The organism is Cupriavidus basilensis OR16 (genome assembly GCF_000243095.1).
GTDB classification, from domain to species: domain Bacteria; phylum Pseudomonadota; class Gammaproteobacteria; order Burkholderiales; family Burkholderiaceae; genus Cupriavidus; species Cupriavidus basilensis_D.
In genome coordinates this window covers 92,147-119,128 of record NZ_AHJE01000048.1, presented here as the reverse complement: position 1 = coordinate 119,128, position 26,982 = coordinate 92,147, and the positions used below count along the sequence as shown (strand labels likewise).

General features: G+C 64.8%; 26 protein-coding genes and 5 pseudogenes. 21 read left to right on the top strand and 10 right to left on the bottom strand.

Annotation, left to right across the window (positions count from 1 at the left end):
• The first annotated feature begins 73 nt into the window (after positions 1 to 73).
• The 8 genes from OR16_RS18555 to OR16_RS18525 all read left to right on the top strand — a co-directional run bounded on the left by OR16_RS18555 (position 74) and on the right by OR16_RS18525 (position 6,852).
• Positions 74 to 1,024, top strand: a complete 951-nt coding sequence (locus tag OR16_RS18555; RefSeq protein ID WP_043420301.1) for a methyltransferase domain-containing protein — start codon at positions 74 to 76, stop codon at positions 1,022 to 1,024.
• A 265-nt stretch (positions 1,025 to 1,289) separates the two neighbouring features.
• The gene (locus OR16_RS18550; protein ID WP_006159473.1) at positions 1,290 to 1,799 is read left to right on the top strand and encodes a DUF2244 domain-containing protein; all 510 of its coding nucleotides are present in this window, start codon (positions 1,290 to 1,292) and stop codon (positions 1,797 to 1,799) included.
• Between the two features lie 58 nt (positions 1,800 to 1,857).
• A complete protein-coding gene (coxB, locus tag OR16_RS18545; RefSeq protein WP_043420282.1) occupies positions 1,858 to 3,120 on the top strand; it encodes a cytochrome c oxidase subunit II in 1,263 nt (420 codons plus the stop codon).
• 23 nt (positions 3,121 to 3,143) lie between these two features.
• Positions 3,144 to 4,748, top strand: a complete 1,605-nt coding sequence (ctaD, locus tag OR16_RS18540; protein ID WP_006159471.1) for a cytochrome c oxidase subunit I — start codon at positions 3,144 to 3,146, stop codon at positions 4,746 to 4,748.
• A gap of 96 nt (positions 4,749 to 4,844) precedes the next feature.
• Positions 4,845 to 4,976, top strand: coding sequence for a cytochrome oxidase small assembly protein (locus tag OR16_RS44105; protein ID WP_006159470.1), 132 nt, complete (start codon positions 4,845 to 4,847; stop codon positions 4,974 to 4,976).
• A 17-nt stretch (positions 4,977 to 4,993) separates the two neighbouring features.
• Positions 4,994 to 5,608: a cytochrome c oxidase assembly protein gene (locus OR16_RS18535; protein ID WP_006159469.1), complete on the top strand. Its 615-nt coding sequence runs from the start codon at positions 4,994 to 4,996 to the stop codon at positions 5,606 to 5,608.
• Between the two features lie 34 nt (positions 5,609 to 5,642).
• On the top strand, positions 5,643 to 5,855 hold the full coding sequence (locus tag OR16_RS18530; protein ID WP_006159468.1) for a DUF2970 domain-containing protein: 213 nt from the start codon (positions 5,643 to 5,645) through the stop codon (positions 5,853 to 5,855).
• A 136-nt stretch (positions 5,856 to 5,991) separates the two neighbouring features.
• Positions 5,992 to 6,852: a cytochrome c oxidase subunit 3 gene (locus tag OR16_RS18525; RefSeq protein ID WP_006159467.1), complete on the top strand. Its 861-nt coding sequence runs from the start codon at positions 5,992 to 5,994 to the stop codon at positions 6,850 to 6,852.
• A gap of 78 nt (positions 6,853 to 6,930) precedes the next feature.
• On the opposite strand, the gene OR16_RS18520 is transcribed toward OR16_RS18525, so the two are convergent.
• Positions 6,931 to 7,140, bottom strand: a complete 210-nt coding sequence (locus OR16_RS18520) for a twin transmembrane helix small protein (RefSeq protein ID WP_006159466.1) — start codon at positions 7,138 to 7,140, stop codon at positions 6,931 to 6,933.
• Between the two features lie 36 nt (positions 7,141 to 7,176).
• On the opposite strand from OR16_RS18520, the pseudogene OR16_RS18515 reads away from it, so the two are divergent.
• The 5 genes and pseudogenes from OR16_RS18515 to OR16_RS18495 all read left to right on the top strand — a co-directional run bounded on the left by OR16_RS18515 (position 7,177) and on the right by OR16_RS18495 (position 11,558).
• Positions 7,177 to 7,969, top strand: a pseudogene (locus tag OR16_RS18515) (SURF1 family protein).
• Between the two features lie 107 nt (positions 7,970 to 8,076).
• Complete coding sequence (locus tag OR16_RS18510; RefSeq protein ID WP_006159464.1) at positions 8,077 to 8,733, top strand: SCO family protein; 657 nt, start codon at positions 8,077 to 8,079, stop codon at positions 8,731 to 8,733.
• Positions 8,734 to 8,740: 7 nt separating this feature from the next.
• Positions 8,741 to 9,844: a COX15/CtaA family protein gene (locus OR16_RS18505; RefSeq protein WP_006159463.1), complete on the top strand. Its 1,104-nt coding sequence runs from the start codon at positions 8,741 to 8,743 to the stop codon at positions 9,842 to 9,844.
• Positions 9,841 to 10,776, top strand: coding sequence for a heme o synthase (locus OR16_RS18500; RefSeq protein WP_043343375.1), 936 nt, complete (start codon positions 9,841 to 9,843; stop codon positions 10,774 to 10,776). The genes OR16_RS18505 and OR16_RS18500 overlap by 4 nt, the downstream gene beginning before the upstream one ends.
• Positions 10,777 to 10,931: 155 nt before the next feature.
• Positions 10,932 to 11,558, top strand: a complete 627-nt coding sequence (locus tag OR16_RS18495) for an SCO family protein (protein WP_006159461.1) — start codon at positions 10,932 to 10,934, stop codon at positions 11,556 to 11,558.
• A 102-nt stretch (positions 11,559 to 11,660) separates the two neighbouring features.
• On the opposite strand, the gene rpoH is transcribed toward OR16_RS18495, so the two are convergent.
• A complete protein-coding gene (gene rpoH / locus OR16_RS18490; protein WP_006159460.1) occupies positions 11,661 to 12,557 on the bottom strand; it encodes an RNA polymerase sigma factor RpoH in 897 nt (298 codons plus the stop codon).
• Between the two features lie 390 nt (positions 12,558 to 12,947).
• Here rpoH and OR16_RS18485 point away from each other — a divergent pair.
• A pseudogene (locus OR16_RS18485) lies at positions 12,948 to 13,705 on the top strand (pirin family protein).
• Positions 13,706 to 13,732: 27 nt separating this feature from the next.
• Here OR16_RS18485 and ybiB read toward each other — a convergent pair.
• The 5 genes and pseudogenes from ybiB to OR16_RS18460 form a co-directional block, all read right to left on the bottom strand.
• On the bottom strand, positions 13,733 to 14,752 hold the full coding sequence (gene ybiB / locus OR16_RS18480) for a DNA-binding protein YbiB (protein ID WP_006159458.1): 1,020 nt from the start codon (positions 14,750 to 14,752) through the stop codon (positions 13,733 to 13,735).
• 105 nt (positions 14,753 to 14,857) lie between these two features.
• Positions 14,858 to 15,661, bottom strand: coding sequence for an ABC transporter ATP-binding protein (locus tag OR16_RS18475; protein ID WP_006159457.1), 804 nt, complete (start codon positions 15,659 to 15,661; stop codon positions 14,858 to 14,860).
• A gap of 82 nt (positions 15,662 to 15,743) precedes the next feature.
• Positions 15,744 to 16,013: pseudogene (locus OR16_RS18470) on the bottom strand (ABC transporter permease); the annotation flags it as partial.
• A complete protein-coding gene (locus OR16_RS18465) occupies positions 15,920 to 17,236 on the bottom strand; it encodes a CmpA/NrtA family ABC transporter substrate-binding protein (protein WP_006159455.1) in 1,317 nt (438 codons plus the stop codon). The gene OR16_RS18465 and the pseudogene OR16_RS18470, both read right to left, overlap by 94 nt.
• A gap of 380 nt (positions 17,237 to 17,616) precedes the next feature.
• The gene (locus OR16_RS18460; protein WP_043420279.1) at positions 17,617 to 18,270 is read right to left on the bottom strand and encodes an ANTAR domain-containing response regulator; all 654 of its coding nucleotides are present in this window, start codon (positions 18,268 to 18,270) and stop codon (positions 17,617 to 17,619) included.
• Between the two features lie 208 nt (positions 18,271 to 18,478).
• Between OR16_RS18460 and OR16_RS18455 the strand changes: the two genes are divergently transcribed.
• Complete coding sequence (locus tag OR16_RS18455) at positions 18,479 to 19,174, top strand: fumarylacetoacetate hydrolase family protein (RefSeq protein ID WP_006159453.1); 696 nt, start codon at positions 18,479 to 18,481, stop codon at positions 19,172 to 19,174.
• Positions 19,056 to 19,530: pseudogene (locus OR16_RS18450) on the top strand (glutathione S-transferase C-terminal domain-containing protein). The gene OR16_RS18455 and the pseudogene OR16_RS18450 overlap by 119 nt, the downstream one beginning before the upstream one ends.
• A gap of 126 nt (positions 19,531 to 19,656) precedes the next feature.
• Here the strand turns inward: OR16_RS18450 and ftsY are convergent.
• Complete coding sequence (ftsY, locus tag OR16_RS18445; protein ID WP_006159452.1) at positions 19,657 to 20,748, bottom strand: signal recognition particle-docking protein FtsY; 1,092 nt, start codon at positions 20,746 to 20,748, stop codon at positions 19,657 to 19,659.
• Positions 20,749 to 20,808: 60 nt separating this feature from the next.
• On the opposite strand from ftsY, the gene OR16_RS18440 reads away from it, so the two are divergent.
• The 5 genes from OR16_RS18440 (at position 20,809) to OR16_RS18420 (ending at position 25,479) form a co-directional block, all read left to right on the top strand.
• Complete coding sequence (locus OR16_RS18440) at positions 20,809 to 22,332, top strand: M16 family metallopeptidase (protein ID WP_043420277.1); 1,524 nt, start codon at positions 20,809 to 20,811, stop codon at positions 22,330 to 22,332.
• Between the two features lie 24 nt (positions 22,333 to 22,356).
• Complete coding sequence (locus tag OR16_RS18435) at positions 22,357 to 23,736, top strand: M16 family metallopeptidase (RefSeq protein WP_043420275.1); 1,380 nt, start codon at positions 22,357 to 22,359, stop codon at positions 23,734 to 23,736.
• Positions 23,737 to 23,814: 78 nt separating this feature from the next.
• Positions 23,815 to 24,444 carry a 16S rRNA (guanine(966)-N(2))-methyltransferase RsmD gene (gene rsmD / locus OR16_RS18430; RefSeq protein WP_192816437.1) on the top strand — a complete coding sequence of 210 codons (630 nt, stop codon included), beginning with the start codon at positions 23,815 to 23,817 and terminating at the stop codon, positions 24,442 to 24,444.
• A 216-nt stretch (positions 24,445 to 24,660) separates the two neighbouring features.
• A complete protein-coding gene (gene coaD, locus OR16_RS18425; protein ID WP_006159448.1) occupies positions 24,661 to 25,149 on the top strand; it encodes a pantetheine-phosphate adenylyltransferase in 489 nt (162 codons plus the stop codon).
• A gap of 69 nt (positions 25,150 to 25,218) precedes the next feature.
• Entirely contained in the window at positions 25,219 to 25,479 is a 261-nt protein-coding gene (locus OR16_RS18420) for a YfhL family 4Fe-4S dicluster ferredoxin (protein ID WP_006159447.1), read from the top strand.
• A gap of 144 nt (positions 25,480 to 25,623) precedes the next feature.
• On the opposite strand, the pseudogene pth reads toward OR16_RS18420, so the two are convergent.
• Positions 25,624 to 26,213, bottom strand: a pseudogene (gene pth / locus OR16_RS18415) (aminoacyl-tRNA hydrolase).
• A gap of 159 nt (positions 26,214 to 26,372) precedes the next feature.
• Positions 26,373 to 26,969 (bottom strand): 50S ribosomal protein L25/general stress protein Ctc, encoded by a 597-nt coding sequence (locus OR16_RS18410; protein ID WP_006159446.1) that lies wholly within the window; start codon positions 26,967 to 26,969, stop codon positions 26,373 to 26,375.
• Between the last annotated feature and the right edge of the window lie 13 nt (positions 26,970 to 26,982).

Here is a 26,982-nt window from a genome sequence, read left to right as displayed (position 1 = left end):
GCACCGTATGCCCGACGGACGCTTCACGCTGGCCGTCATCCTCATTCTTAGTTTCTTGCCGCCTGGTTTGACCGTGTCCCTGCATGACGCCGACTCCCCCGATGCCTATTTGCCGCCCACGCGGCTGACCCGCCTCGCCTTCGACCGGCGCAGCGCCGGATTCGGCCAGCTGGACTTCCTGCTGGGCGAGATCGGCCAGCGCATGCAGGAGCGCATGCAGATGATCCGGCTGGCACCCGTGCGTGCGCTCGATATCGGCTGCGGCCACGGGCGCGGCCTGGCCGCGCTGCGCGCCCAATACCCGGATGCGCAGATCGCCGGGATGGATATCTCCGAGGCCATGCTGCACGAGGCCGCCCAGCGCGATCCCCAGCGCCAGTCCGGGTGGCTGGGCCGCCTGCTTGGCAAGCGCCCAACCTTCGACCTGGTGCAGGGCGATCTTGCCACATTGCCCTTCGCGCCGGCCAGTTTCGACCTGTTGTGGTCCAACCTGGCGCTGCACTGGCACCCCGAGCCGCACCGGGTCTTCCCGGAATGGCACCGGGTTACCCGCGACGAAGGCCTGGTGCTGTTCTCGCTGTTCGGGCCCGATACGCTGGAGCAGCTGCGCGCCGCCTTCGCGCAAGTCGATGGCGACACCCACACGCTGCGCTTCGTCGACATGCACGATATCGGGGACATGCTGGTGCACAGCGGCTGGTCCACGCCTGTGATGGACATGGAGACCCTGACGATCACCTATGAATCGCCGCACACCCTGCTACGCGAAGTGCAGGCCTTTGGCGGGCTGCGCCTGCCGGCTGGCCTGGGCAAGGGCGCAGGCCTGCGCGGGCGCCGCTGGCACGCGGCGCTGCTGGCCGCACTGGAGCGCCAGCGCAATGCCGAGGGCCTGATCCCGCTGACGTTCGAGATCGTCTACGGTCACGCCTGGAAGCTGGCGCCGCGCGGCAAGCAGGCCGTCGATGCGCTCGGCCACGCCGTGGTTCCGCTCGACAAGATCGGGCGCGCGCGGCAGCGCAAGTAACGTCCGCGCCGCTGCTGCACGCATCGGCGGCGCAGTCAAGCGGGTTATCACCGGCACCGTCCCGATGCACAAAAACTTGTCGCGCGCCAGCCCCTTGGTCAAGTAGCGGCCTTGTCCGAGTAGGCGAAGCGCCCTATAATGCGCCAGTTTGTCGCAGTGGTCTCCCTGGCACAATTTGCCCGAAATCGCACTTCAATGGTGCGTCCCAGGCGCAATCGTCCAGGCGTGCATCCAGCGCAGAGTGGTTGGCGATGCAAGGTTGGCGATGCAAGACTTGGGTATCGCACTCCAGACGGCGCAAGACAGATCCGGCGGCAGTTCCGACGGATTGGTCCCGCCGGACAAAGACTGGCTGATGAAGCGGAATTGTTCGCTGTCTCCGCGCCAGGTTGGCTGGTTTTACCTCTCGATCGTCAGTGTTTCGCTTGCCATCGCCTTGTTTTTCGCGTGGCGAGGGTCGTGGCTCGTGCTTCCCTTTGCCGGGATGGAACTGCTGGGGCTGGGTATTGCCCTGCTGGTGCATGGGCGGCATGCGTCGGACTACGAGCGCGTCAGCCTCTCCGACGGCAGGCTGGTAGTGGTTTCGGTCAGTGCAGGGCAGCTGACACGGCATGAATTCAACCCGCTGTGGGTGCGGGTGGAACCGGGTGAATCATTACGAGCGCTGGTGTTGCTGCGCTCGGGCAAGAGCGCTGTGCGGGTGGGGTGTTTTCTGGACCCGTACCAGCGGCGAAAGTTCGCGCAGGAGCTCGCATCGGCTTTACGTTATCTCTGAGAGGCAGCGAAGGTCCGGCGAGTGACAGATTTGAATCTGTAAATTGGGTAGATAACAAATGAAAATGTGGAAGAAGGCATCCGCAGCGTGTCTGGTGGGGGCGTCCCTGCTCACCAGCCATGCAGCCCTGGCAGTGGAAGACATGCCAGGTGGCCCCGCCGTGCGACAGCTCAATCTGACCGAGCCGGTCACCAAGATCGCCGAGCAGATTCACTGGCTGAACTGGATGATGCTGATCATGTGCACCGTGATCTTCATCGGCGTGTTCGGGGTGATGTTCTACTCCGTGTTCAAGCACCGCAAGTCCAAGGGCGCGAAGTCAGCTTCCTTCCACGAAAGCATCACCGTCGAGGTGATCTGGACCATCATCCCCTTCCTGATCGTCATCGGCATGGCCCTGCCCGCCACCAAGACGGTCGTGGCGATGAAGGACACCACCAACGCCGACATCACCATCAAGGCCACCGGCTACCAGTGGAAGTGGGGCTACGACTACCTGAAGGGCGACGGCGAAGGCATCTCCTTCGTGTCCACCCTGACCACCCCGCGCGAACAGATCAACAACGAGGCCCCCAAGTCGAACACCTACCTGATGGAGGTGGACAACGAGATGGTGGTGCCCGTGAACAAGAAGGTCCGCATGGTGCTGACGGCCAATGACGTCATCCATGCCTGGATGATCCCGGCCTTCGGCGTCAAGCAGGATGCCATCCCCGGCTTCGTGCGCGACACCTGGTTCAAGGCCGAGAAGGTGGGCGTGTACCGTGGCCAGTGCGCCGAGCTGTGCGGCAAGGAACACGCCTTCATGCCGATCGTCGTGCGCGTCGTCTCTGACGCCGACTACGCCAAGTGGGTCGACGGCAAGAAGAAGGAGCTCGCCGCCAAGGCGGACGACCCCAACAAGACCTGGACCCTGGACGAGCTCAAGGCCCGTGGCGAGAAGGTCTACACCGCCAACTGCGCGGTCTGCCACCAGCCTAACGGCAAGGGCGGCGGCGCCTTCCCGGCCCTCGACGGCTCCAAGATCGTCAACGGCCCGGATGCCGGCCAGATGCATATCCTGCTGGAAGGCAAGGGCGCCATGCCGGTGTGGAAGCACCTCTCCGATACCGAACTCGCTGCCGTCATGACCTACACCCGCAACAACTGGGGTAACAAGACGGGTGAAGTGATTCAACCGAGCGATTTCGTGAACGCGCGTGCCGGCAAGTTCCGCGAAGGCGGCGGCGCACCTGGCGCAAGCGGCGACGCCGCGCCCAAGACGGAAGACAAGCCCGCTGCCAAGCAGGCCAGCGCCGCGGGTGACCGCGCCGCAGGTTGAACAGGATTTCAGGAGTTTTCGCGATGAGTACTGCTACCCCGGACGCGCTCGCCCACCCGCACGACCACGCGCATGACGATCACCACGATCAACCGCATGGCTGGCGCCGTTGGCTGTTTGCCACCAACCACAAGGACATCGGTACGCTGTACCTGCTGTTCTCGTTCACCATGCTGCTGTCTGGCGGCGCGCTGGCACTGCTGATCCGTCTCGAGCTGTTCGAGCCGGGCCTGCAGTTCTTCCGCCCGGAACTGTTCAACCAGTTCACTACCATGCACGGCCTGATCATGGTGTTCGGCGCGATCATGCCGGCGTTCGTCGGCTTCGCCAACTGGATGATCCCGCTGCAGATCGGCGCATCCGACATGGCCTTCGCGCGGATGAACAACTTCAGCTTCTGGCTGATGCCCCCGGCAGCGCTCTTGCTGGTCCTGTCGTTCTTCGCACCGGGCGGCGCCACTGCCGCCGGCTGGACCCTGTACGCGCCGCTGTCGGTGCAGATGGGCCCCGGCATGGACATGGCGATTTTCGCCATGCACATCATGGGAGCGTCGTCGATCATGGGCTCGATCAACATCATCGTCACGGTGCTCAATATGCGCGCACCGGGCATGACGCTGATGAAGATGCCGATGTTCTGCTGGACCTGGTTGATCACCGCCTACCTGCTGATCGCCGTGATGCCGGTGCTGGCTGGTGCCATCACCATGGTGCTGACCGACCGTCACTTCGGCACGAGCTTCTTCTCGGCTGCCGGCGGCGGCGACCCGGTGATGTACCAGCACATCTTCTGGTTCTTCGGCCACCCCGAGGTCTACATCATGATCTTGCCGGCGTTCGGGATCGTCTCGCACGTCGTGCCGACCTTCGCCCGCAAGCGCCTGTTCGGCTATAGCTCGATGGTCTACGCGACCGCCTCGATCGCCATCCTGTCGTTCATCGTGTGGGCTCACCACATGTTCACGACCGGTATGCCCGTGACCGGCCAGCTGTTCTTCATGTACGCCACCATGCTGATCGCGGTGCCGACGGCCGTGAAGATCTTCAACTGGATCGCTACCATGTGGCGCGGCTCGATGACCTTCGAGACCCCGATGCTGTTCGCGATCGGCTTCATCTTCGTGTTTACCATCGGCGGCTTCACCGGCCTGATGCCGGCCGTGGCCCCGATCGATATCCAGTTGCAGGACACCTACTTCATCGTGGCCCACTTCCACTACGTGCTGGTGGCCGGCTCGCTGTTCGCGATGTTCTCGGGCTTCTACTACTGGGGTCCGAAGTGGAGCGGTTTCATGTACAACGAAACCCGCGGCCAGATCCACTTCTGGGGCTCGATGATTTTCTTCAACGTCACCTTCTTCCCGATGCACTTCCTGGGTCTGGCAGGCATGCCGCGCCGCTATGCCGACTACCCGACCCAGTTCGCGGATTTCAACGCGATCGCATCGATCGGCGCACTGGGCTTTGGCCTGATGCAGGTGTATTTCTTCTTCTTCGTGGTGCTCCCGTCCTACCGTGGCGGCAAGGCAGCCGGGGACAAGCCTTGGGATGGCGCCGAGGGCCTGGAATGGACCGTGCCGTCGCCGGCCCCGTTCCACACCTTTGAAGTGCCGCCGCAAGTCAAGTAAGCCGCAAGTCAAGTAAGCCGCAGTCAGGCAAGCCGCAATGGACACGGAAGGATGGGCAGGGCCCGCCCTTCCGTGTCACGCAAGCAACAAGGTGTTATGCAGGATCCAAACAAAAGTCCATCGCAGGCAGACCGCAAGGCCTCCAATCGTCGTCTCGGCCTGATCCTTTTCTCGATCGTGATGGTTTTCTTTTTGGGTTTCTTCGCCAAGATGATCTTTCTCGGCTGAAGCTGCAGGGTATTGAGATGAGCGCGAACCAGCAGTCGAACCAAGCCACCGACAAGAAGTTCAACCGCGGGATGATGCTGCGGCTGTTGGTGGTGGTGGCGTTGATGTTCTCGTTTGGCTATGCGCTGGTGCCGCTGTACAAGAAGATCTGCGAGATCACCGGCCTGAATGTGGTGACCACGCGCGACCTATATGGTGGCCAGGTCAAGAACACGCAGGTGGACAAGACCCGCACGATCACGGTCGAGTTCGACTCCAACGCGCGCGGGCCTTTTGCCTTCCGTCCGGTCAAGAGCAGCATGGAAGTGCACCCGGGCGAAATGACCACCATCGTCTATGAAGTGGCCAACGGCCAGGCACGCGATATCTCGGCGCAGGCCATTCCGAGCTACCTGCCCAAGCTGGCCACGCAGTATTTCAAGAAGATCGAGTGCTTCTGCTTCAAGGAGCAGACGCTGAAGGCGAAGGAAGCACGCGAGATGCCGGTTGTGTTCGTGATCGATCCGGACCTGCCGAAAGACGTGAAGAACATTACGCTGTCCTATACCTTCTTCGAGATCGGGACACCGGTGGCGCAAGCGCCGCAAGGTCCGCTCGACGCGCAGCCAGCTGGCGCGGGCAAGGGCATTTGAGTTTGCAGGCCAGGCAGGTTGCAGGGGAAAAGCCGTGGATGAGATGAAGGACGCGGTCAAGCGTAAGCTGTCATTTGTGCAGACGCTGCGCGCGGTGTTCTGGTCGTTTATCGGCCTGCGCAAGGGCAGCGAGCATGAGCGCGACATGGCACAGCTCAACCCGGTCCATGTGATCATCGCCGGCCTGATCGGGGTAGCCATCCTGATCGGGGTGCTGATCACCGTGGTGCGTGTGGTGGTAGGGTGAAGCTGCGGAGCGCACAGTACAGGGCAGGGTAGGAACAAGTAAAAAAAGCAGGGCAAAAGCATGCCGCTGGCCTCGTCAGGGCCGGATGTGCGGATAACGATTACTGAATCAGAGACTCTGAGCTGGAGAAAAAAGAATGAGTGCGAACCGCGCAAACGCTCCGTACTACTTCGTACCGGGCCCCTCGCGCCATCCGATCACGGCTAGCTTTGGCTTGCTGCTGACGGCTGGGGGTGCTGCTGGCTGGGTAAACGGGCAGACCTGGGGGCCGTACCTCTGCGGCCTGGGCCTGTTGTGGTTCCTGTTCGTGCTCAAGAGCTGGTTCGGCGAGGCGATCAACGAATCCGAGACGGGCAAGTACGGCAAGAACATCGACCTGTCCTTCCGCTGGTCGATGGGCTGGTTCATCTTCTCCGAAGTGATGTTCTTCGCGGCGTTCTTCGGTGCGCTGTTTTACGCCCGCAACATCGCCATGCCATGGCTGGGCGACCTGAACAACAAGATCCTGTGGCCCGACTTCGCCGCCGTTTGGCCGAACCTCGGACCGGCCGGTGTCGTGGAGAGCTTCCAGACCATGGGTCCGTGGCCGATCCCCACGATCAACACCGCCTTGCTGCTGATGTCCGGCGTGACGCTGACCTGGGCGCACCATGCGCTGCTGGCCAACAAGCGCAGCCAGTTGATCCAGGGCCTGGTGCTGACCATTCTGCTGGGCGCGGTCTTCATGTGCTTCCAGGTGTACGAATACCACCACGCGTATTCGGAGCTGAACCTCAAGCTGACCTCGGGCATCTACGGTTCCACCTTCTTCCTGCTGACCGGCTTCCACGGTTTCCACGTGACGCTCGGCGCGATCATGCTGACAGTGGTGCTGGTGCGCGTGCTCAAGGGCCAACTGACGCCCGACCATCACTTCGCATTCGAAGGCGCCGCCTGGTACTGGCACTTCGTCGACGTGGTGTGGCTGTTCCTCTACATCGTGGTGTACTGGCTGTAAGACACCCGGTTGCAGTGCCCGCCGTTTTTTTGTGGTTTGAACCTGACGCAACCAAGGGGCGCCGGAAGCGCCACGGCTTCAGGGCGCCATGCGGATGCCCGTGCTCTGTATCCATCCCATCCAGTGCGAAAACAGGATGAAGACGAACAGGGCCACCGAGAAGCCGACCCGGAACATCAGCGAACGCATCATGTTTGGCGTCCTGCCGCGGTCGCGCATCATGAAGAACAGGGCGGAGGCCAGGCTACCGATGATGAGGAAGAACGCGATGAGGATGACGATGCGCATGGCGGGCCCGCAAGCGCGGGGTCTGCTAGGAATAAAGTGCCATTATCGCATCGGCGCGCCTGGCAACGCCCTCGGGAGAAGCCAGGGAGATCACTCGTGAAGCTCTGGCGCGCACTTAGCCCGCTGCCTACCATCGCCGCCCTAGTGGTGATCGCCGGTACTTGCGCCCTAGGCAACTGGCAGCTCAACCGGGCCCATGAAAAAGTGGCGCGGGCCGCGCGCCTCGAGGCACTGGCGTCCCAGCCGGCGCTGGAGATCGGGCTCGGCCTTGTGGATGGTGTGGTGGCGGAGCGGCGCGTGCACGTGCGTGGCCGCTTCGATGCGGCGCATACGGTTTTGCTGGACAATCGCCCCCACGGCAACGGGACCGATAGCCGTGCCGGATTCATGGTGCTCACGGCGTTGCGGGTGGCCGGGGGCGAGCCTTCCACCCCGGCGGTGCTGGTGCTGCGCGGCTGGCTGACAGGATCGCACGCATATCGCGCCGTTCCCGACCCCGGCAGGCGAGGTGGACGTGGACGGTACCGCGCTGGCGACCGTGCCCAGGGTCTTCAGCCTGGGCCAGGGCGCCAACGCCGAGGCCGGCCAGAAGATCCGCCAGAATGTGGACCTCGCCGCCTACGCCAGGGAACTCGGCGTGCCCTTGCAGCCCTTTGTGCTGGAGCAGCGCAACGACAACGGCGACGGGCTGGCGCGCGACTGGGCGCCAGCGGACATCGGTGCCGATCGCCACTATGGCTATGCCTTCCAGTGGTTCGGGCTGGCGGCGCTGACCCTGGTGCTGCTGGTGGCGCTGAGCTGGCGGCGCGCCGCCCGCATGGCGGCCTGAGTTACCTGGCCGCCCTGGCAGGCGGCACTTGCACCACCCGCGAACCACAGCGGCGCGTTGCAGTCAGATGAGCGCAGCCGCCCCTAACGACAGACAGACGAAACGCTATGCAACAACCAGATCCCGCTTCGGCCCAGGCCGCCCGCGCCGCGCCGCAAGACTCGCGCATCGACGCCCGCACCCGTCGCGGCCGCATCCAGATGCTGCTGCTCCTGCTGGTGTGCGCTTCGCCTGTGATCGCTTCCTACCTGACGTACTACGTATTCAAGCCGGCGGGCGGCTCCACCAACTACGGCACGCTGATCGAGCCGCAGCGCCCCATGCCCGCGATACAGGTCGGCAACGAGCGCGCCGAGTCCGTGCCGCTGGATAGTTTCAAGGGCAAGTGGCTGCTGGTGACCGCGGATGGCGCGGCGTGCGACGAAGCCTGCGCCAAGAAGCTGTTCACCATCCGCCAGATCCGCGCGGGGCAGGGCCAGGACCGCGAGCGCATCGTGCCGGTGTGGCTGATCAGCGATGAAGGCCAGATCGATTCCCGACTGTCGGCCGCCTACAACGAGCCCTATGCCGGCGTGCGCTTCCTGCGCGCCAACCGCGAGGCCATGCAGAAATGGCTGCCGGCGGAGCCGAGTGCCCGGATCGAGGACAGCCTGTTCCTGATCGACCCGCTGGGCAACCTGATGATGCGCTTCCCCAAGGAGCCGGACCCCAAGAAGATGAGTTCCGACCTGAAGAAGCTGCTCAAGTACTCCCACATCGGGTAAGGCGCGCATGCTGCTCCAACTCGCCATCATCGGCGTCCTGATCGCGCTGTTCCCCCTGAGCTACGTGCTGGTCAAAGGGGACCGCAACAAGTACCGCAAGCTGGTCTGGATCACCGCCTTCCTGACGCTGGACCTGATCATGTTCGGCAGCTTCACGCGGCTGACGGATTCCGGCCTGGGCTGCCCCGACTGGCCGGGCTGCTATGGCCACTCCAACCCGCACGCGGCGCAGGAGCCTATCCGTGCCGCCGAGACCGCCTTGCCCAGCGGGCCCGTGACCATCACCAAGGCGTGGATCGAGATGGTGCACCGCTACTTCGCCATGGCGGTCGGCGTGCTGATCATCACGCTGATGGTGCTGGCCTGGGTCAAGCGGCGCGAACTCAGGCAGTCGCCCTGGTTCGCCACCGGGGTGCTGCTGCTGGTGTGCGTGCAGGGCGCGTTCGGGGCCTTTACGGTCACGCTCAAGCTGCAGCCCATCATCGTGGTCACGCACCTGATGCTCGGCATGAGCCTGCTGGCAGCGTTGATCTGGCTGGGCTCGCGCAACGATCCACCGTTGCGGGTGGCGCCGCAGGCGGCCGGGCTGCGCTGGCCGGCGCGCTTCGCGCTGGCCTTGCTGGTACTGCAGATATTCCTTGGCGGCTGGGTGAGCACTAACTATGCGGTACTGGCTTGCACCGACTTCCCGCTGTGCAACGGCCAACTCGTGCCGGACATGGACTTCCACCATGGCTTCACGCTGTGGCGCCAGCTCGGCATGACCGCCGATGGCGATTACATCCCGCACTCCGCCCTGGTGGCGATCCATTGGGTGCATCGCGGCTTCGCCTTCGTCGTGCTGGCCTTCCTGGCCTGGTTCGGGCTGCGGGCGCGCCGCCTTGGCGGCCTTGCGCGCAGCGCCGGCTGGCTGCTGGGCTTCCTCGCGCTGCAACTGGCCACCGGCCTGTCGAACATCGTGTTCGACTGGCCGCTGGGCGCCGCGGTGGCGCATAACGGTGGGGCGGCGGTCTTGCTGCTGCTCCTGGTTCGCCTCAATTACAATATAGGGCTCGCGGCCCGGTCCGCTGACATTGCTACCGACGTGCCGGCCGCCGCGCGCGCCACATGAAAGACAAGAACTCCCCAGTGGTTACCGCTACCCACACACATCCCCTCGGACGGGTTCGCCACCTGGTCCGCCAATACGCCGCCCTGACCAAGCCGCGGGTGACGCAGCTTGCCGTCTTCTGCGCCATCATCGGCATGTTCCTGGCCACCCCCGGCATGGTCCCGTGGCCCGTGCTGATCGGGGGCGCCGCCGGCATCTGGCTGCTGGCAGGCGCCGCGTTCGCCATTAACTGCCTGGTCGAGCAGAAGGTCGATGCGCTGATGCGCCGCACCGCGTGGCGCCCGTCGGCCACCGGCGAGATCACCACCATCCAGACGCTGGTGTTTTCCGCGGTGCTGGGCGGGGCGGGGATGTGGCTGCTGCACGTCTACACCAACGACCTGACCATGTGGCTGACCGTGGCCACCTTCGTCGGCTACGCCGTTGTGTACACCATCCTGCTCAAGCCGGCCACGCCGCAGAACATCGTGATCGGCGGCCTGTCCGGCGCGATGCCGCCGGCGCTTGGCTGGGCCGCGGTCGCGGGCGACCTGCCGGCGGAAGCCTGGTTTCTGGTGCTGATCATCTTCACGTGGACTCCACCGCACTTCTGGGCCCTGGCCCTGTATCGCCGCGCCGACTACGCCAAGTCGGGCCTGCCGATGCTGCCGGTGACCCATGGCGAGCGTTTCACGCTGCTGCACATCCTGCTGTACACGCTGATCATGATCGCGGCGACGCTGCTGCCGTTTGTCTACGGCATGTGCGGTTACATCTACCTGGCGGCCGCGCTGATCCTGGGTGGCGGTTTCCTCGCCTACTCGTGGAAGATGTATCGCAACTACTCGGACGCATTGGCCCAACGCACCTTCCGCTTCTCGATCCTGTACCTGTCGCTGCTGTTCGCCGCGCTGCTGGTCGATCACTATTTCAAGTTCTTGCCGCAGGCCTGAACGGGCCTTGCGACATCTTGTCGCGGCGTGCGCGCATGGCCGCCCCGATCGGCGATACTGCGACTCATCTGCCAATGTGACCTTGCCGCGCCTGGCTCATCCTGGATCGCTGGATCGCTGGGTGGCGCCGGCCGGCCAACAACACCCGAACTCGCATGCCAAACCACTTTCCTTCAGGCCTCCTCCCCACCTTCGCGACCTTCCGCCGGTTTTGCCTGCTGGCCCTGTGCGCGCTGCTGCTGGCGGCATGCGGCCAGCAGAAGGCGTCCTTCAAGAATGTCGACATCACCGGCGGCAGTGAATTCGGCAAGGACTTCGTCCTCACCGACCACAACGGCAAGGTGCGCTCGATCGGCGACTTCAAGGGCAAGGCGGTGGTGATGTTCTTCGGCTATACGCATTGCCCGGATGTCTGCCCGACCACCATGGCCGAGCTCAAGGCGGTGATGGAGCAATTGGGGCCGGATGCCGACAAGGTGCAGGTGCTGTTTGTCACGGTCGACCCGGAGCGCGATACCCAGGCGCTGCTGGCGCAATACGTGCCGGCCTTTGATCCGCGCTTCCTGGGCATGCGCCCGGCCGACGATGCCGCGCTGCAGAAGGTCGCCAAGGACTTCAAGGTGTTCTACGCCAAAGTGCCGGGCACTTCGCCGAACAACTACACCATGGACCACTCGGCGGGCAGCTATGTGTTCGATCCGAGCGGCAAGCTGCGGCTGTTCATCCGCCATGGGCAGGGGCCGGAGCCGATCGTGCACGACCTCAAGCAGCTGTTGTCCTGATTTCGCGTTGAGATGCCGGTGCACAGCCGGCGGACAAAACAAAACAGGGCCGGTCGCGAGACCGGCCCTGTTCATTTCTGGCGCGCTTTATAGCGCATAGCTTCAGGCAAAGGCCTGCAGCGCACCCTTCATCTTCTTCATCGCCGCGGTTTCGATCTGGCGGATGCGTTCGGCGGAAACGCCGAATTCGTCAGCCAGTTCATGCAGCGTGGAGCCACCCGAGCCGTCGTCGTTGACCTGCAGCCAGCGCGCTTCGATGATGCGGCGGCTACGGTCGTCGAGCTTGGACAGCGCTTCTTCCAGGCCTTGCACCTGCAGGCGGTCGTGGCGCTGGGCCTCGATCACGCGGGTGGGCTCGTTGTGGTTGTCGGCCAGGTAGGCGATGGGCGCGAAATCCTCCTCGCCATCGTCGATCTGCCCTTCGAGTGCCAGGTCGCCGCCCGACAGGCGGGTTTCCATCTCCATCACTTCTTCCGGCTTGACGTTCAGCTCGCGCGCAACCGCGTCGATCTGTTCCGGCGTGAAGGTGTGGGCACCCTGCTTGTGGCTGCGCAGGTTGAAGAACAGCTTGCGCTGGGCCTTGGTGGTCGCCACCTTGACCATGCGCCAGTTCTTCAGCACGTATTCGTGGATCTCAGCCTTGATCCAGTGCATCGCATACGACACCAGGCGCACGCCCTGGTCCGGGTCGAAACGCTTCACGGCCTTCATCAGGCCGATATTGCCTTCCTGGATCAGGTCCGCGTGGGGCAGGCCGTAGCCGAGATACTGGCGGGCGATCGACACCACCAGGCGCAGGTGCGACAGCACCATGCGGCGCGCGGCGTCCACGGAGTCGTGCTCGCGCAGCTCGCGCGCGAGCCGCTGCTCTTCCTCGGGGGTGAGCAGGGGAATACGGTGGACAGCCTGGATATAGCTGTCGATATTTCCCAGCGTTCCGGGAAAGGTCAGCGCAAATGTACCGGCGCCTTGCGGCACCGTGGGCAGACGGTTGGTCATTTGGGTTTGGTCAGCAGATAGGACCGCGTTCACTCGATTGCTCCTTTCGCATCCGGCGGGTGGGTTGCCCGCGTGCGTGGCCCCTTTTTGGGGTCTCGCACTGCATTGCAACACATATTAGCACTCAAGCCGGGGGACTGCTAAGTTGGAGTGGCAATAGGGTTGATAGTTCCTGATAATCGAGTGGTGCTTCTACATAGTGTTTTAATCCGACATCTTGCCGGATGTGGCGATGCCACTATCTCACACGGGGGCGCGAGTGATCCGACAAGGATTAGAGGGCACGCACCCCTACCGGTTCTATCGCCAAATGAGATGCTGTGTTTCGCTAGCAGCTACACTCTTCTCATTTGCGCTGGCTGCCAGCATCGACCGAACCGAGGAATATTCATGTCTGCAATCGAACACTTGCTCAAGCCGCATACACGGGACCTCGGCGACTTTGCCGTGAGCCGCCTGCTGCCCGCCGCAGCCACCCAGACAGTCGGCCCGTTCATCTTCTTCGACCATATGGGACCGGTGGCCATGCTGCCGGGTGAAGGCGCCGATGTGCGTCCGCATCCCCACATCGGCCTGGCCACGGTCACCTACCTGTTCGAGGGCGAGATCCTTCACCACGACAGCCTGGGCAGCAAGCAGGTCATCAGGCCGGGCGACGTGAACTGGATGACGGCTGGCAGCGGCATTGCACACTCGGAGCGCTCGCCCCAGGCTGCCCGCGATGCCGGGCCGCGCCTGCACGGGATCCAGACCTGGGTGGCGCTGCCCAAGGAGCACGAGAACGTCGAGCCATCCTTCCATCACCATCCCGCCGCGACGTTGCCCAAGCTGGAGCGCCCCGGGGTACGGATGACGGTGATCGCGGGCGATGCGTTTGGCGCTGAGGCGCCGGTGAAGGTGTTTAGCCGTACGCTCTACGTGGCGATCGAGCTCGAGGCGGGTGCCAGCCTCGAGATACCTGCGGAGCATGCCGAACGCGGCATCTACCCGGTCGATGGCAGCATCGCGCTGGATGGCGAAGTGTTGCCTGTTTCGTGGCCAGCACGAAGGAAGCGATCGAAACGGCTGCCCAGCGCTGGGAGGATGACCAGTTCCCACGCGTGCCGGACGAGAGCGACCGCATTCCGCTGCCACAGCGCAAGCGCTAAGGGCGCCTGCTTGCTGCCGGGCCACGCTCAGACCGGGCTGGCCCAAGCCACGCGCGTGCCTTGCTGCAGGCAGTCGCGGATGGCGTCGATCTGTACGGCAATCGGCGCAGGCACAGGCGCCTTGCCGTCCAGCACGAGGCGGATCCAGGCCGCGGTCTGGTCCACATCGCTGCCGGGCGGCAATTCCGGCACTTCAACGATGGAGCCCGATGTCGGGTCGACTAACGTGCGTTGATGCCCGTCGTGCAGCCAGTCGATGCGTCCGTTGCGCCGCGCGTCCGCCACCACCTCGCCTTCGGTGCCACGCGCAAGCAGCACATTGGCGGGCTCGCGCGAGAAGTAATCGGTCAGGGTTTCGCGGTACTCGGGGTGGGTGTAGCTATACAGCCGCAGCGCCTCGGCCGGGGAATGCGCACCCACCGGCTGCAGCATCTTGACCACCGTATGCGCGGAATTGCGCAAGCCGATCTGCATGCGCCTGTCCAGCATCCGGGCCAGCGCCGGCGATAGCACGTCGATCGGCAGCACGGCCAGCGGGCCGGGCTGGCCGTCCTTGCTGCGCAACTGCGTTTCGGCCTGCGCCACGGAGCCACAAGGTGCGATGCCCAGCGCCTCGAACAGCGAAATGCTGGTGACGCGCCCGTTGAACTGGCGGGAGCCGTGCACCAGCACCGGAATGCCCTCGCGCGCCAGCAGCAGCGCCAGCAGCGGCACCAGGTTGGGCTGCTTGCGCGCGCCGTTGTAGCTGGGGATGGACACCACGATGCCTTCCGCCGGGCCGGCCAGCGGCAGGCAATGCGCGTGCGCTGCATCGAGCATGCCGGCCAGTTCATGCGGGGCCTCGCCCTTGATGCGATAGGCCATCAGTACCGCGCCCAACTCGATATCGGCCACGCGGCCCGCCAGCATGGCGTCGAACAGCGCCTGGGCGTCCTCGCGCGGCAGGGCGCGGGCACCATTGACGCCCCGGCCGATTTCCTTGATGTACTTCGCGGCAGCGAAAGCAGGGGCGGCGGGGGCGGCCGGGGAGGTGGGCGTGGTGGTCATGGCGGGTTGGGGCTGTGTGGTTTGAAGTCCATGATAGCGGAGCGGGCTGGCCATGCCCATGACTGCCGCCTGAGCGGGGGCGCGCCGGCCCGTCATCCCACCCGCTCAGGCGGCTTCCTTCAGCGCTGGATTGCGCTGCTTGCGGTACAGGAAGTCCAGCACCGCCGTGCGGCATGCGTGGTAGTCCTTATCCTCGGCCAGCGCCATGCGCTCGCGCGGCCGGGGCAGGTCCACCTTCAGCACTTCGCCGATGGTGGCTGCGGGGCCGTTGGTCATCATGACGATGCGGTCGGCCAGCAGCACCGCCTCATCGACGTCGTGGGTCACCATCACCACCGTGCTGCGGGTCTTCGCCACGATCTTGATCAGCTCGTCCTGCAGGTGCGCGCGGGTGAGCGCATCCAGCGCGCCGAAGGGCTCGTCCATCAGCAGCACCTTGGGCTCCATGGCCAGCGCCCGGGCGATGCCCACGCGCTGCTTCATGCCGCCCGAGATTTCCTGCGGATACTTGGCTTCGGCGTGGGTCAGTCCAACCATGGCCAGCGTGTCGTGCGTGCGGGCCTTCAGCCGCGCCTTGCTCTCGCTGCCGCCGAACACGCGCTCCACGCCAAGATAGACGTTCTCGAAACAGGTCAGCCAGGGCAGCAGCGAATGGTTCTGGAACACCACCGCCCGATCCGGGCCGGGGCCGGCGATCTCGCGCTCGGCGCAGATCAGCGCGCCGGCGCTGGGCCGGTCCAGCCCGGCCAACAGGTTGAGCAAGGTGGACTTGCCGCAGCCAGAGTGGCCGATCAGCGTAATGAACTCGCCGCTGGCGATGGTCAGGTTGACATCGCGCAGGGCCACGAACGGGCCTTTCTTGGTCTTGAAGGTCTGCCCGACATGCTCGATACGGACGAACTTTTCCATGAGGTTCTCCTTGGGCGGCGCCAGGGCGCGGTAGCCGTTTTAGCGTCTCAAAACGTCGTAACGTCGTAACGATCTCAGCGTATCAGTTGCCGTAGCTGAAGCGCTTGGCCAGGCTGAGCAGCGCGTATTCGAGCAGCAGCCCGACCACGCCGATGATGAAGATCGCGATGACGATGTGTTCCACCTTCAGGTTGTTCCACTCGTCCCACAGCCAGAAGCCGATGCCGGTGCCGCCAGTGAGCATTTCAGCGGCCACGATCACCAGCCACGCGGTGCCGATCGACAGCCGCACGCCGGTGAGCATGTACGGCAGCACGGCCGGCAGCAGCACGCGGGTGAACACCTTCCGCTCTTGGGCAGCGGCACCTGCGCGGCGGCGGCGCCCTGCTTGTAGATGTCGATGCGGTTGACCTTCTTCGCCACTTCCAGGTAGTCCGGATGCTCCTTGAGCAAGCCCCAGCGCTTTTGCTGCGTGAGGAACCACATGCCGTCGGAGAGGAAGGGGTAGTTGGCGCTGCCGTCCTGGTAGAACTTCATCGAGTCCGGGTCGTCCCAGGTCTTGCCCAGGCCGTTGCTATAGCGGCCCAGCATGCGGTCCAGGATGATATCCATGTCGGTGTTGACGTAGGACTTGGCGGCAATGGTCTCGGCGGTCTTGCGGCGGTTGGAGGCCGATGCGTCGATGTACTTCGAGGCGTCGAGCACGGCGGCCACCATCGCGCGTGCGGTATTTGGGTACTTCTGCACGAACTCAGCCGTGGTGCCCAGGGTCTTTTCCGGGTGGTCCTTCCAGATCGCCTGCGTGGTCTCCGCGGTAAAGCCGATCTTGTCGGCGATGGCGCGCGCGCCCCAGGGCTCGCCCACGCAGAAGCCGTCCATGTTGCCCACGCGCATGTTGGCCACCATCTGCGGCGGCGGCACGGTGATGGCCTTGGCGTCCTGCATCGGGTTGATACCGTTGGCGGCCAGCCAGTAGTACAGCCACATCGCATGGGTGCCGGTGGGGAAGGTCTGGGCGAAGGTGTACTCGCGCTTTTCCTTCATCATCAGCGCCTTCAGGCTGGCGCCGTCCTTGACGCCTTTCTCGGCCAGCTTGGACGACAGCGTGATGGCCTGGCCGTTGTGGTTCAGGTTCATCAGCACGGCCATGTCCTTCTTGGGGCCGCCGATGCCCAGCTGCACGCCGTAGATCAGGCCGTACAGCACGTGCGCCGCGTCGAGCTCGCCATTGACGAGCTTGTCGCGCACGCCGGCCCAGGAGGCTTCCTTGGTGGGCGTGATCTTGATGCCGTACTTCTTGTCGAAACCGAGCGTGCCGGCCATCACCACCGAGGCGCAGTCCGTCAGCGGGATGAAGCCGATCCGCACCTCCGCTTTTTCCGGCGCGTCCGAGCCGGCTGCCCAGGCCCCGGCGCGCACGAGCGGATCGACCAGCGTGATCACGCTGGCCCCGGCGATGGTGGCCAGCGCCCGGCGCCGTCCGCTGCTGGCGGGTACCGCATCGGCTCCCGTGGTGCTGGCGTCGGTGGCAACTGCTGCGTGCAGCGACTTGGCAATCTTCAGGCGAGAGGGCATTGACACGGCTCCAAATAAAAAGCGTCCTGAACTGCTCCGCTTTCGCCAGAAATGCGGGGGGCAGGTCAGGACGCCGTTGTCCCGTGATGCAGCGCGGCCGTCGTTGGCGGCGCACATCGGTATGTGATCGGCCGTCGTTGGCCGATGCGTTGGTTACGCAAGCCGCGTGCCAAGAGCTGGACAGCCGGTTGTCGGGGTTGCAGGGCTGGAGCGGAGGGGAAGGGGCCCGAAGCGGGCGCGCGCAAGCCGCGGCCGTGCGGTGCCGGTGCGTGGAAGCTGATCCGGTCGCGCCATCCTTGTGCATTGCACCAAGCGCGTGCGGGGCGCATCCCAGTGCCAAAGGGGCCGCTTTGGGGGCTACTCCGGGGCTGCTTCCGGGCTTAACTCATCACATCGATGACGCGCCGCGCCGCCTCGACCAGCTTGATGCCGCGCTCCATGGCCATGCTGCGCAGCCGCTTGTAGGCCTCGTCCTCGGTCATGCCGCGCTCTTTCATCAGCAGGCCCTTGGCACGCTCCACTTCCTTGCGCTCGGCCAGTTGCAGGCGCGTGGCATCGAGCTCGGCGCGCAGCTCCTGGTCAAGTTCAAAGCGCGCATACGCCACGTCCAGCACGGTCTTCACGCGCTCGGCGCGCAGGCCGTCGACGATGTAGGCGGTGATCCCCGCGGTCAGCGCGGCCTTGATGCGCTGGGCGTCGTCGTTGTCGGTGAAGAGCACGATGGGGCGCGGCGCATGCTGGGTCGACACGCACACGTGCTCGACCGTATCGCGCGCCGCGGACTCGGAAGCGATGATGATCAGGTCCGGCTGCCGCGCGGCAATGGCGTCGGGCAGCCGCAGGTCGGCATCCACCGTCTGGATGTCGGTGAAGCCCGCCGACACAAGCCCGGCACGGATCGTCTCGATATTGAGCGGGTCCTCGTCGTGCGGATCGCGCACCAGCAAAATGCGCAGCGCGCGTGAACCCGCCGCGGCCGGCGCGGGGCTGGCGGGACTCGTCGGGCTGGAAGGGGCTGGAGGGCGTCTGTTCATGGCGTCACTTGGAATGTCTCTTGCCATGCAAGATTCGCGCCGGGATGCTTTTCATTGTATTGCGGGGTTTCCCGGATTCAATGGCCGATGGCGTACGCGGCCCGAACCGCCGGTGTATGCTATTGCCCTGCTGCGCGGCAGGGCGTCTACTGGCGATGCCAGCATGCTGGCGCGTAGCCTGAAAAACAGCATAAGCCTGGAGAGATGGATGACCGAATTCGTATTTGCCCCGCCGGCGCCCAATGGCGTGCCCGTGCGTGGCAGCAGCGCTCAGTTCCCGGTACGCCGGGTCTACTGCGTGGGCCGTAACTACGCCGCCCATGCCCGTGAAATGGGTTCGGATCCCGACCGCGAGCCGCCGTTCTTCTTCTGCAAGCCTGCCGACGCCGTGAGCTATGTCGCCGACGGCACCGAAGGCGCCTTCCCCTATCCGCAGGGCACCAGCAACTGCCACTATGAAGTGGAACTGGTCGTTGCCATCGGCAAGGGCGGCAAGGACATCGCCGAGGCGGATGCCGCCAGCCACGTGTTTGGCTATGCGCTCGGGCTCGACATGACGCGCCGCGACCTGCAGAACGAATCGAAGAAGACCGGCCGCCCCTGGGAGACCGGCAAGGCCTTCGACAAGTCCGCCCCGATCGGCCCGATCGTGCCGGTGTCCGCCATCGGCCATCCGGAGAAGGGCGCGGTCACATTGTCCGTCAACGGCGTGGAGAAGCAGCGCGGCGACCTGTCTGACCTGATCTGGTCGGTGCCTGAGATGGTGGGTGCGCATTGCCCTGCAGCTGAAGGGCCTGCCTTACGAGTACATGCCGGTGCATCTGTTGCGCGAAGGCGGCCAGCAGCTGCTGCCGGCCTACCGGGCGCTGAACCCCGATGCCCTGGTGCCGACGCTGCTGGATGACGATCACGTATTGATCCAGTCCGATCCATCCGCTGAACAACCTGCGCGTGCTGAAGTACATCAAGCACACGCTGGGCGTGGCGGAGGAGGCCAAGGACGCGTGGTATCGCCACTGGGTCGAGCTGGGTTTCGAGTCGGTCAATACCAACCTCGTGCGCTCGGGCAAGGCAGGGCGCTTCTGCTTCGGCGATACGCCGACCCTGGCCGATATCTGCCTGGTGCCGCAGGTGTTCAACGCGCAGCGCTTCAATATCGACGTGGCGCGCTACCCGGCCATCGCCAAGGTATTCGATTCCTGCATGGCGCTGCCCGCGTTCCAGCAGGCCGAGCCCAAGGCGCAGCCGGACGCCGAATAGGCTGCCACGCTGGCTTCGGCAGGCCGCAAAAAAAAATCCCGCAAGCGATTGCGGGGATTTTTTTTCTGGCGATCCGGGTATGCCGCTCAACTGCTCAACTGCTCAACTGCTCAACTGCTCAACCGCTCAACCAAGCAGTGCGTCGGCGAATTCTTCGGCCTTGAAGGGCTGCAGGTCTTCGACCGTCTCGCCCACGCCGATGAAATAGACCGGCACCGGGCGCTGGCGCGCGATCGCGGCCAGGATGCCGCCCTTGGCGGTGCCGTCGAGCTTGGTCACGATCAGCCCGGTCAGGCCCAGCGCATCGTCGAACGCCTTGACCTGGGACAGCGCGTTCTGGCCGGTGTTGTTCGGCATCGCCTTGGCAATGACGCGCTTGACCTTTTTCAACTCCTCCATCAGGTGCAGCTGCGTGGGCAGGCGGCCGGCCATCACGATATCGATGCCACGCGCGCGCGCCGCGTTGACCGCGTCGAAGATCACCGCGGCTGGGTCGCCGCTTTCCTGCGAGACCACGGTAACGTTGTTGCGCTCGCCCCAGATGGTCAGCTGCTCGCGCGCCGCGGCGCGGAAGGTGTCGCCCGCGGCCAGCAGCACGGACTGATCATAGCTCTGGAAGTGCTTGCACAGCTTGCCGATGCTGGTGGTCTTGCCGGCGCCGTTGACGCCCGAGATCATCATCACCAGCGGCTGCTCGCGGCCCAGCGACATGGTCTTCTCCAGTGGGCGCAGCAGGTCGGTCAGCAGTTCGCGCAGCGCGGCCTTGACGCCTTCGGAGGTATCGATGCGCTCGTTCTTGACGCGGCGGCGCAGCGCGCCCAGCAGGTGCTCGGTGGCCTCGACGCCGGCATCCGCCATGATCAGGGCCGTTTCAAGGTCCTCGAACAGGTCCTCGTCAACCTTGACGCCAACAAACAACGTGCCGAGGTTGCGGCTGGTCTTGGACAGGCCGGTGCGCAGGCGTTGCATCCAGCCGCGCTTGGTCTCGGCCGTCGCGGCCGGCGGCGGGGTCAGGACCAGTTCCTCGGCCGGGGCCGAGACGGGCTGGATGGCGATTGGCGCGACGGGAACGACAGCGGCCGGGGCAGGCCCGGCCGCTGGAATGGGGGCTGGCGCGCTGGCGGGCGCCGCGGCCGGTGTGGCGGCGGGCACCGGGCTTTGCACCTCGGGCGGCGCACTGGCCGGTTCGGCCTTGCGCTTCTTCCAGAAACTAAACATTGGGAAAGGGGTCAATACCCCGGTAGAATCAATCGCCAAAATTCTAGCAGACGGGGTCGCATGAACCATTGTGCTGTCAGGTCCAGGTCGGGCGCCGCCCGTACCGCTTCGCTTCTTGCCGGCGCCGGCGCTGTTCGCCCGGCCGCTTTCTCCCGGCGCCTTATTCCCACCCTTATGTTGGTCGCCATGCCCTGGTTCGGCGCAGCCTACGCGCAGACCGCCGTGGCGCCGCCGTTGCCGGCCGGCCAGGCAGCCGCCGCGCGAAGTGCCGAGGCGCAGGCCGATACCACCGAGTTCAAACTGTCCAACGGCATGCGGGTCATCGTGAAGGAAGACCATCGCGCGCCCACCGTGGCCCACCAGATCTGGTATCGCGTGGGTGGCATTGACGAGGTCAGCGGCACCACGGGCGTGGCGCACATGCTTGAACACATGATGTTCAAGGGTACACCAAAGGTCGGCCCGGGGGAGTTTTCCAAGCAGATAGCGGCGTTGGGCGGGCGTGAGAACGCCATGACCAACCGCGACTTCACGCTCTACTACCAGCAGATCAGCAAGCAGTACCTGCCGAAGATGATGGAGCTTGAAGCCGACCGTATGGCCAATCTCATCATCAAGAAGGATGAGTTCGACCGGGAAATGAAGGTCGTGACCGAAGAGCGGCGCCTGCGCACGGACGACTCCGCGCGCGGCACCGTCTACGAGCAGTTGCTGGCTACCGTCTACACCGCCGCGCCCTACCGGCATCCCGTGATCGGCTGGCCGGACGACCTGGTCAACATGCGCGTGGAAGACGTGCAGGCCTGGTACAAGAACTGGTACGTGCCCGACAACGCGCTGCTGGTGGTGACGGGCGACGTCAAGGCGGCCGAGGTAAAGGCGCTAGCAGAGCGCACCTACGGCAAGCTCAAGGCCCGCCCGCTGCCGCTGCGCAAGGACCAGCAAGAGCCGGCCCAGAAGGGCATCAAGCGGATCTGGGTCAAGGCCCCGGCCGAAAACCCCTACGTGGTGATGGCATACAAGGTGCCGCGCTTGCGCGACGTCGAGAAGGATGTCGATCCCTACGCGCTGGAAGTCCTGTCGGCCGTGCTCAACGGCTACGACAACGCGCGCCTGACGCGCGACCTGGTGCGCGAGCGCCGCATCGCCGACGACGTCAACGTGGGCTACGACAGCATCAACCGCGGCGAGTCCCTGATGGTGCTCGACGGCACGCCGGCCACCGGCCACACCACCGAGGAGATCGAGCGCGCGCTGCGCGACGAGATCGCCCGCATTGCGCGCGAAGGCGTTTCGCCCGAAGAGCTCAAGCGCGTCAAGACGCAGGTGGTGGCGGCGCAGATCTACAAGCGCGACTCTGTGTTCGGGCAAGGCATGGAGATCGGCGTGGCCGAGATCGCCGGCCTATCCTGGCGCCAGCTTGACCGCATGCTCGACAAGATCAAGGCTGTCACGCCGGAGCAGGTGCAGGCCGTGGCGGGCAAGTACTTCAACGACGATAACCTGACCGTGGCGACCCTGCTGCCGCAGCCGATCGACCCGAACAAGGCGAAGGCTCCGGCCGCCGCCGACTCGCTCCGCTGAGCTCTCTAGAGGACAGGACCCAAGATGCCTCTCTTTGCCCCGACGATCCCGTCGCCACGCTTGTTGCGTCGCCTGGCAGGCGCGGCTTGCGGTGCGCTTGCGCTGATTTCCTCGCAGGCCGCGCTTTCCTCGCAGGCCGCGCTGGCTGCGATCCCGATCGAGCAGTGGACCACCTCCACCGGCGCCCGCGTGTATTTCGTGCGCAGCCCGTCCATCCCCATGCTCGACGTCAATATGGACTTCGACGCCGGCAGCCGCTACGACCCAGCCGGCAAGGCCGGCCTGGCCACGCTCGCGTCGGCCTTGCTCGACAAGGGCGCTGCCGCGCAGGACGGCCAGCCGGCCCGCAATGAAGCGCAGGTGGCCGACGCGTTTGCCGACACCGGCGCCGACTTCGGCGGTGCGGCCAGCAGCGATCGCGGCGGCATCGGCCTGCGCTCGCTGACCTCGGAGCCGGAACTCAGCCAGTCGCTCGCGCTGGCCGGGCAGCTGATCAAGGCGCCGGCCTATCCGGACGCCGTGGTAGCGCGCGAGAAGCAGCGCCTGATCACCGCCATCCGCGAGGCTGACACCAAGCCCGGCGTGATCGCCGACAAGATGGTGTCACGCGCGATCTATCCGGCGCATCCGTATGGTGTGTCGCCGACCGAGGCCAGCGTCGAGTCGATCACGCGGGCGGATATCGCGCGCTTCTGGCGGGATAATTTCGCGGCGTCGCGCGCTGTCGTGACGCTGATCGGCGCCATCGACCGCAAGCAGGCCGAGACCATTGCCGAGCAACTGACGCGCGGCCTGCCAGCAGGCGCCACGCCGCCAACGATGCCGCCCGTGCAGCCCAAGATCCCGGCCAGCGAGCAGCGTGTGCCACATCCGGCGCAGCAGGCCACCGTGGCGATCGGCCAGCCCGCCATTGCGCGCGGCGACCCCGATTACTTCGCGCTGCTGGTGGGCAACTATGTGCTCGGCGGCGGCGGTTTCAGCTCGCGCCTGACCGACGAGGTGCGGGAGAAGCGCGGCTTGACCTACGGTGTCGACAGCTACTTCGCGCCGGCCAAGCAGGCAGGGCCCTTCGGCATCGGCCTGCAGACCAAGAAGGCGCAGACCAACGAAGCGCTGGCGCTGGTGCGCAAGGTGCTGGCGCAATACGTGGCCGAAGGCCCTACCGACACCGAGCTGAAGGCCGCCAAGGACAACCTCGTCAATGGCTTCCCGCTGCGCATCGATAGCAACCGCAAGCTGCTGACCAATGTGGCCAATATCGGCTGGTACGGCCTGCCGCTGGACTACCTCGACACCTGGACCGCGCAGATCGGCAAGGTCACCCGTACCCAGGTCCGGGAAGCCTTCCAGCGCCACGTGTTCCCGGACGCCATGGCGACCGTCATCGTGGGTGGACCGGAATAACGGCGTGGCAGGCACGGGCACCGGGGGCTGATCTCCGGTGCTTGCGCGCTTGCGCCCCGCAGGCTCTACAATCACGGCATGAATTCGCGCACCCGATCTCCCTCGCCCGCCGCTAGCGGGCGACCCCCGTCCCCCTCGCCGCGGCAGTCTCCTGCCCAGGTCCGTATCATTGGCGGTAAGTGGAAGCGCACGCCGCTGCCCGTGCTGGATGCCGAAGGCCTGCGTCCCACCCCTGACCGTGTGCGGGAAACCCTGTTCAACTGGCTCGGGCAGGACATGTCCGGGCTGGCTTGCCTTGATCTATTTGCTGGCTCTGGCGCACTCGGTTTCGAGGCCGCCTCCCGCGGTGCGCAGCAGGTCACCATGGTGGAAGCCAACCCGCGTGTGGCCAAGCAGTTGCGCGACAACCAGTACCGGCTCGACGCCCAGCAGATTCGCGTCGTGCAAGGTGATGCATTCGCTACGGCGGCGCAGATGCCTGCCTCCAGCTTCGACGTGGTCTTCCTCGATCCGCCCTTTGCCGAAGACTGGCTTGGCCCCGCGCTGGAGCATGCGGCGCGGCTGTCACGTCCGGGCGGCGCGGTGTATGTGGAAACGGATCGCGCGCTGACCGGTCCGGACGCGCCGGTACCTGCCGCGCTGGAGATCGTGCGCCATGCGCGGGCCGGCGCAGTGCACTTCCATTTGCTGCAGCACAGGAACCATTGAACAAGGGATGGCCGCGAGCGTTGTGACCGGCCATCGCACGCAACATGCGGCAGCGCGGCGAAACCGCAATGTGGTGGCTTGCAAGTGCCGCGTTTAGAGTTACACTACGCCGCTGTCGCCAACGCTCGTCACGCAGCCTTGGCTCCAGCCCTCACCATAGTGGGCGGGGTCGATCGGTCCATCCAGGACCGGCAGCGGGCAGAACAAGGAGGAAGCATGGTCGTCGCGGTCTACCCCGGCACTTTCGATCCAATGACCCGGGGCCACGAGGATCTGGTGCGCAGAGCATCCAATATCTTCGATGAGCTCGTGGTCGGCGTGGCGCATAGCCCCAACAAGCGCCCGTTCTTTTCGCTGGAAGAGCGCATCGGCATTGCCCGTGAAGTCCTGGGCCACTATCCCAATGTGCGCGTCGAAGGTTTCTCCGGCCTGCTCAAGGATTTTGTCCGCAAGAACAACGCACGCGTGATCGTGCGGGGTTTGCGTGCCGTCTCCGACTTCGAGTACGAGTTCCAGATGGCGGGCATGAACCGCTACCTGCTGCCGGACGTGGAAACCATGTTCCTGACGCCATCCGACCAGTACCAGTTCATCTCCGGCACGTTCGTGCGCGAGATCGCTGTGCTTGGCGGCGATGTCAGCAAATTTGTGTTCCCCTCGGTCGAACGCTGGCTCGCCGAGAAGATCGCCAGCAAAACGGAATAAAATAGAGTCTTGCAACATGTCTGCCGCGGCCAGTCGGGCGCGGGGCATGTTGGATTCAAAGGAAGCACCATGGCACTATTGATCACCGACGACTGCATCAATTGCGACGTTTGTGAGCCGGAGTGCCCAAACGAAGCCATTTCGATGGGGCCCGAGATCTATGAGATCGACCCCAACAAATGTACCGAATGCGTCGGGCACTTCGACGAGCCGCAATGCCAGCAGGTTTGCCCTGTGGCTTGCATCCCCCACGATCCCAACCGGATCGAGACCCGCGAGGTCCTGATGGATCGTTACCGGCTGCTGACCGCCGCGAAGCGGGTGGCCTGAAGCTATTGCCCGGGCTCAGTTTCAGGGTGGTAATACGGCAAACCGGCAAACCGGCAAACCGGCAAACCGGCAATGTGGCAATGTGGCAATGAAAAACCCCGGCACTGAAAGGTGGCGGGGTTTTTTTATTGGTGTGCGGCTGTCTTAGCGTCCCGTGTGCAGTTCCATCATCGCGCGCTCGGACTCGCCCTTCGCCAGCAATCCCAGCGGCGCGATGCTGCGGTCGATGGCCTCGTCGATAGCCTGCTGCTCCTCGCGGCGCGGTGGCTTCAGCACAAAATTGATCACGTCATCGCGCTCGCCACCGCCTCCCGCCGAGTTGCGCGGATGGCCGACGCCAAGGCGCAGGCGCCAGTAGTCCTGGGTGGTCAGGTGCGCTGAAATGTCCTTGAGACCATTGTGGCCGCCCGCGCCACCGCCCCGCTTGAGCTTGACCGTGCCCGACGGCAGGTCCATCTCGTCGTGGGCCACCCCTCGTCCGGCAGGATCTTGTAGAAGCGCGCGAGCGACACCACGGACAGCCCGGAGCGGTTCATGAAAGTCGATGGCTTGAGCAGCCAGATCTCCTGGTCCCATAGCCTGGCGCGCGCTGCCAGTCCGTGGAAGCGGCCTTCCACGCGCAGGGTGGCACCGCCCATGCGGGCCAGCTGGTCGACCAGCCAGAAGCCGGCATTGTGGCGTGTGGCTTCGTATTCCGCCCCGGGGTTGCCGAGGCCGACGATGAGTTTGATCATGCGTTGCACTACTTGGTTGAGAGGGGCGCGAAAGTGCTGCCAGAAGCCAAGCATACGCGAACCTCGGGACGAAAAAAAACCGCCGGACGCGCCGGCGGTTTTTTCTTGCGGCTGCGAGAGCCGTCCTGTTGCACGGCCCGAGGGCCGCGCTCAGGGTACTCAGGCTGCAGGCGCTTCTTCGGCTGCCGCAACGCCGCCGGCCGGCAGCGAGATGCTGGCGATAGCGGGGTTTTCGTCACCGTGGGTGATGGCGCTCACGCCCTTCGGCAGCTTCACGTCGGACAGGTGCAGGGTCTGGCCCAGTTCTGCATTGCCCAGGTCCACTTCGATGAACTCAGGCAGGTCGGCCGGCAGGCACGACACTTCCAGTTCGTTCATGATGTGGTTGACGATGCCATGGCCCAGCTTCACGCCCGGGGCGTTTTCCTGGTTCATGAAGTGCAGCGGCACCTTGACGTGGATCTTGTCGGTGGCCGACACGCGTTGGAAGTCAACGTGCAGGACCAGCGGCTTGAACGGGTGCATCTGGAAAGCGCGCAGCAGGGCCTTTTCAGCCTTGCCTTCCACTTCGATGTCGAGAATCGACGAGTGGAATGCTTCTTTCTTCAGCGCGTGGAACAGTGCGTTGTGATCGAGTTCGATCATCTTGGGCTCGGCTGCGCCGCCATAGATGATGCCGGGGGTCTTGCCGGCGTTGCGCAGGCGGCGGCTCGCACCCGTTCCCTGTACGCTGCGCTCGAAGGCTACTACTTTCATGATGACTCCAAAT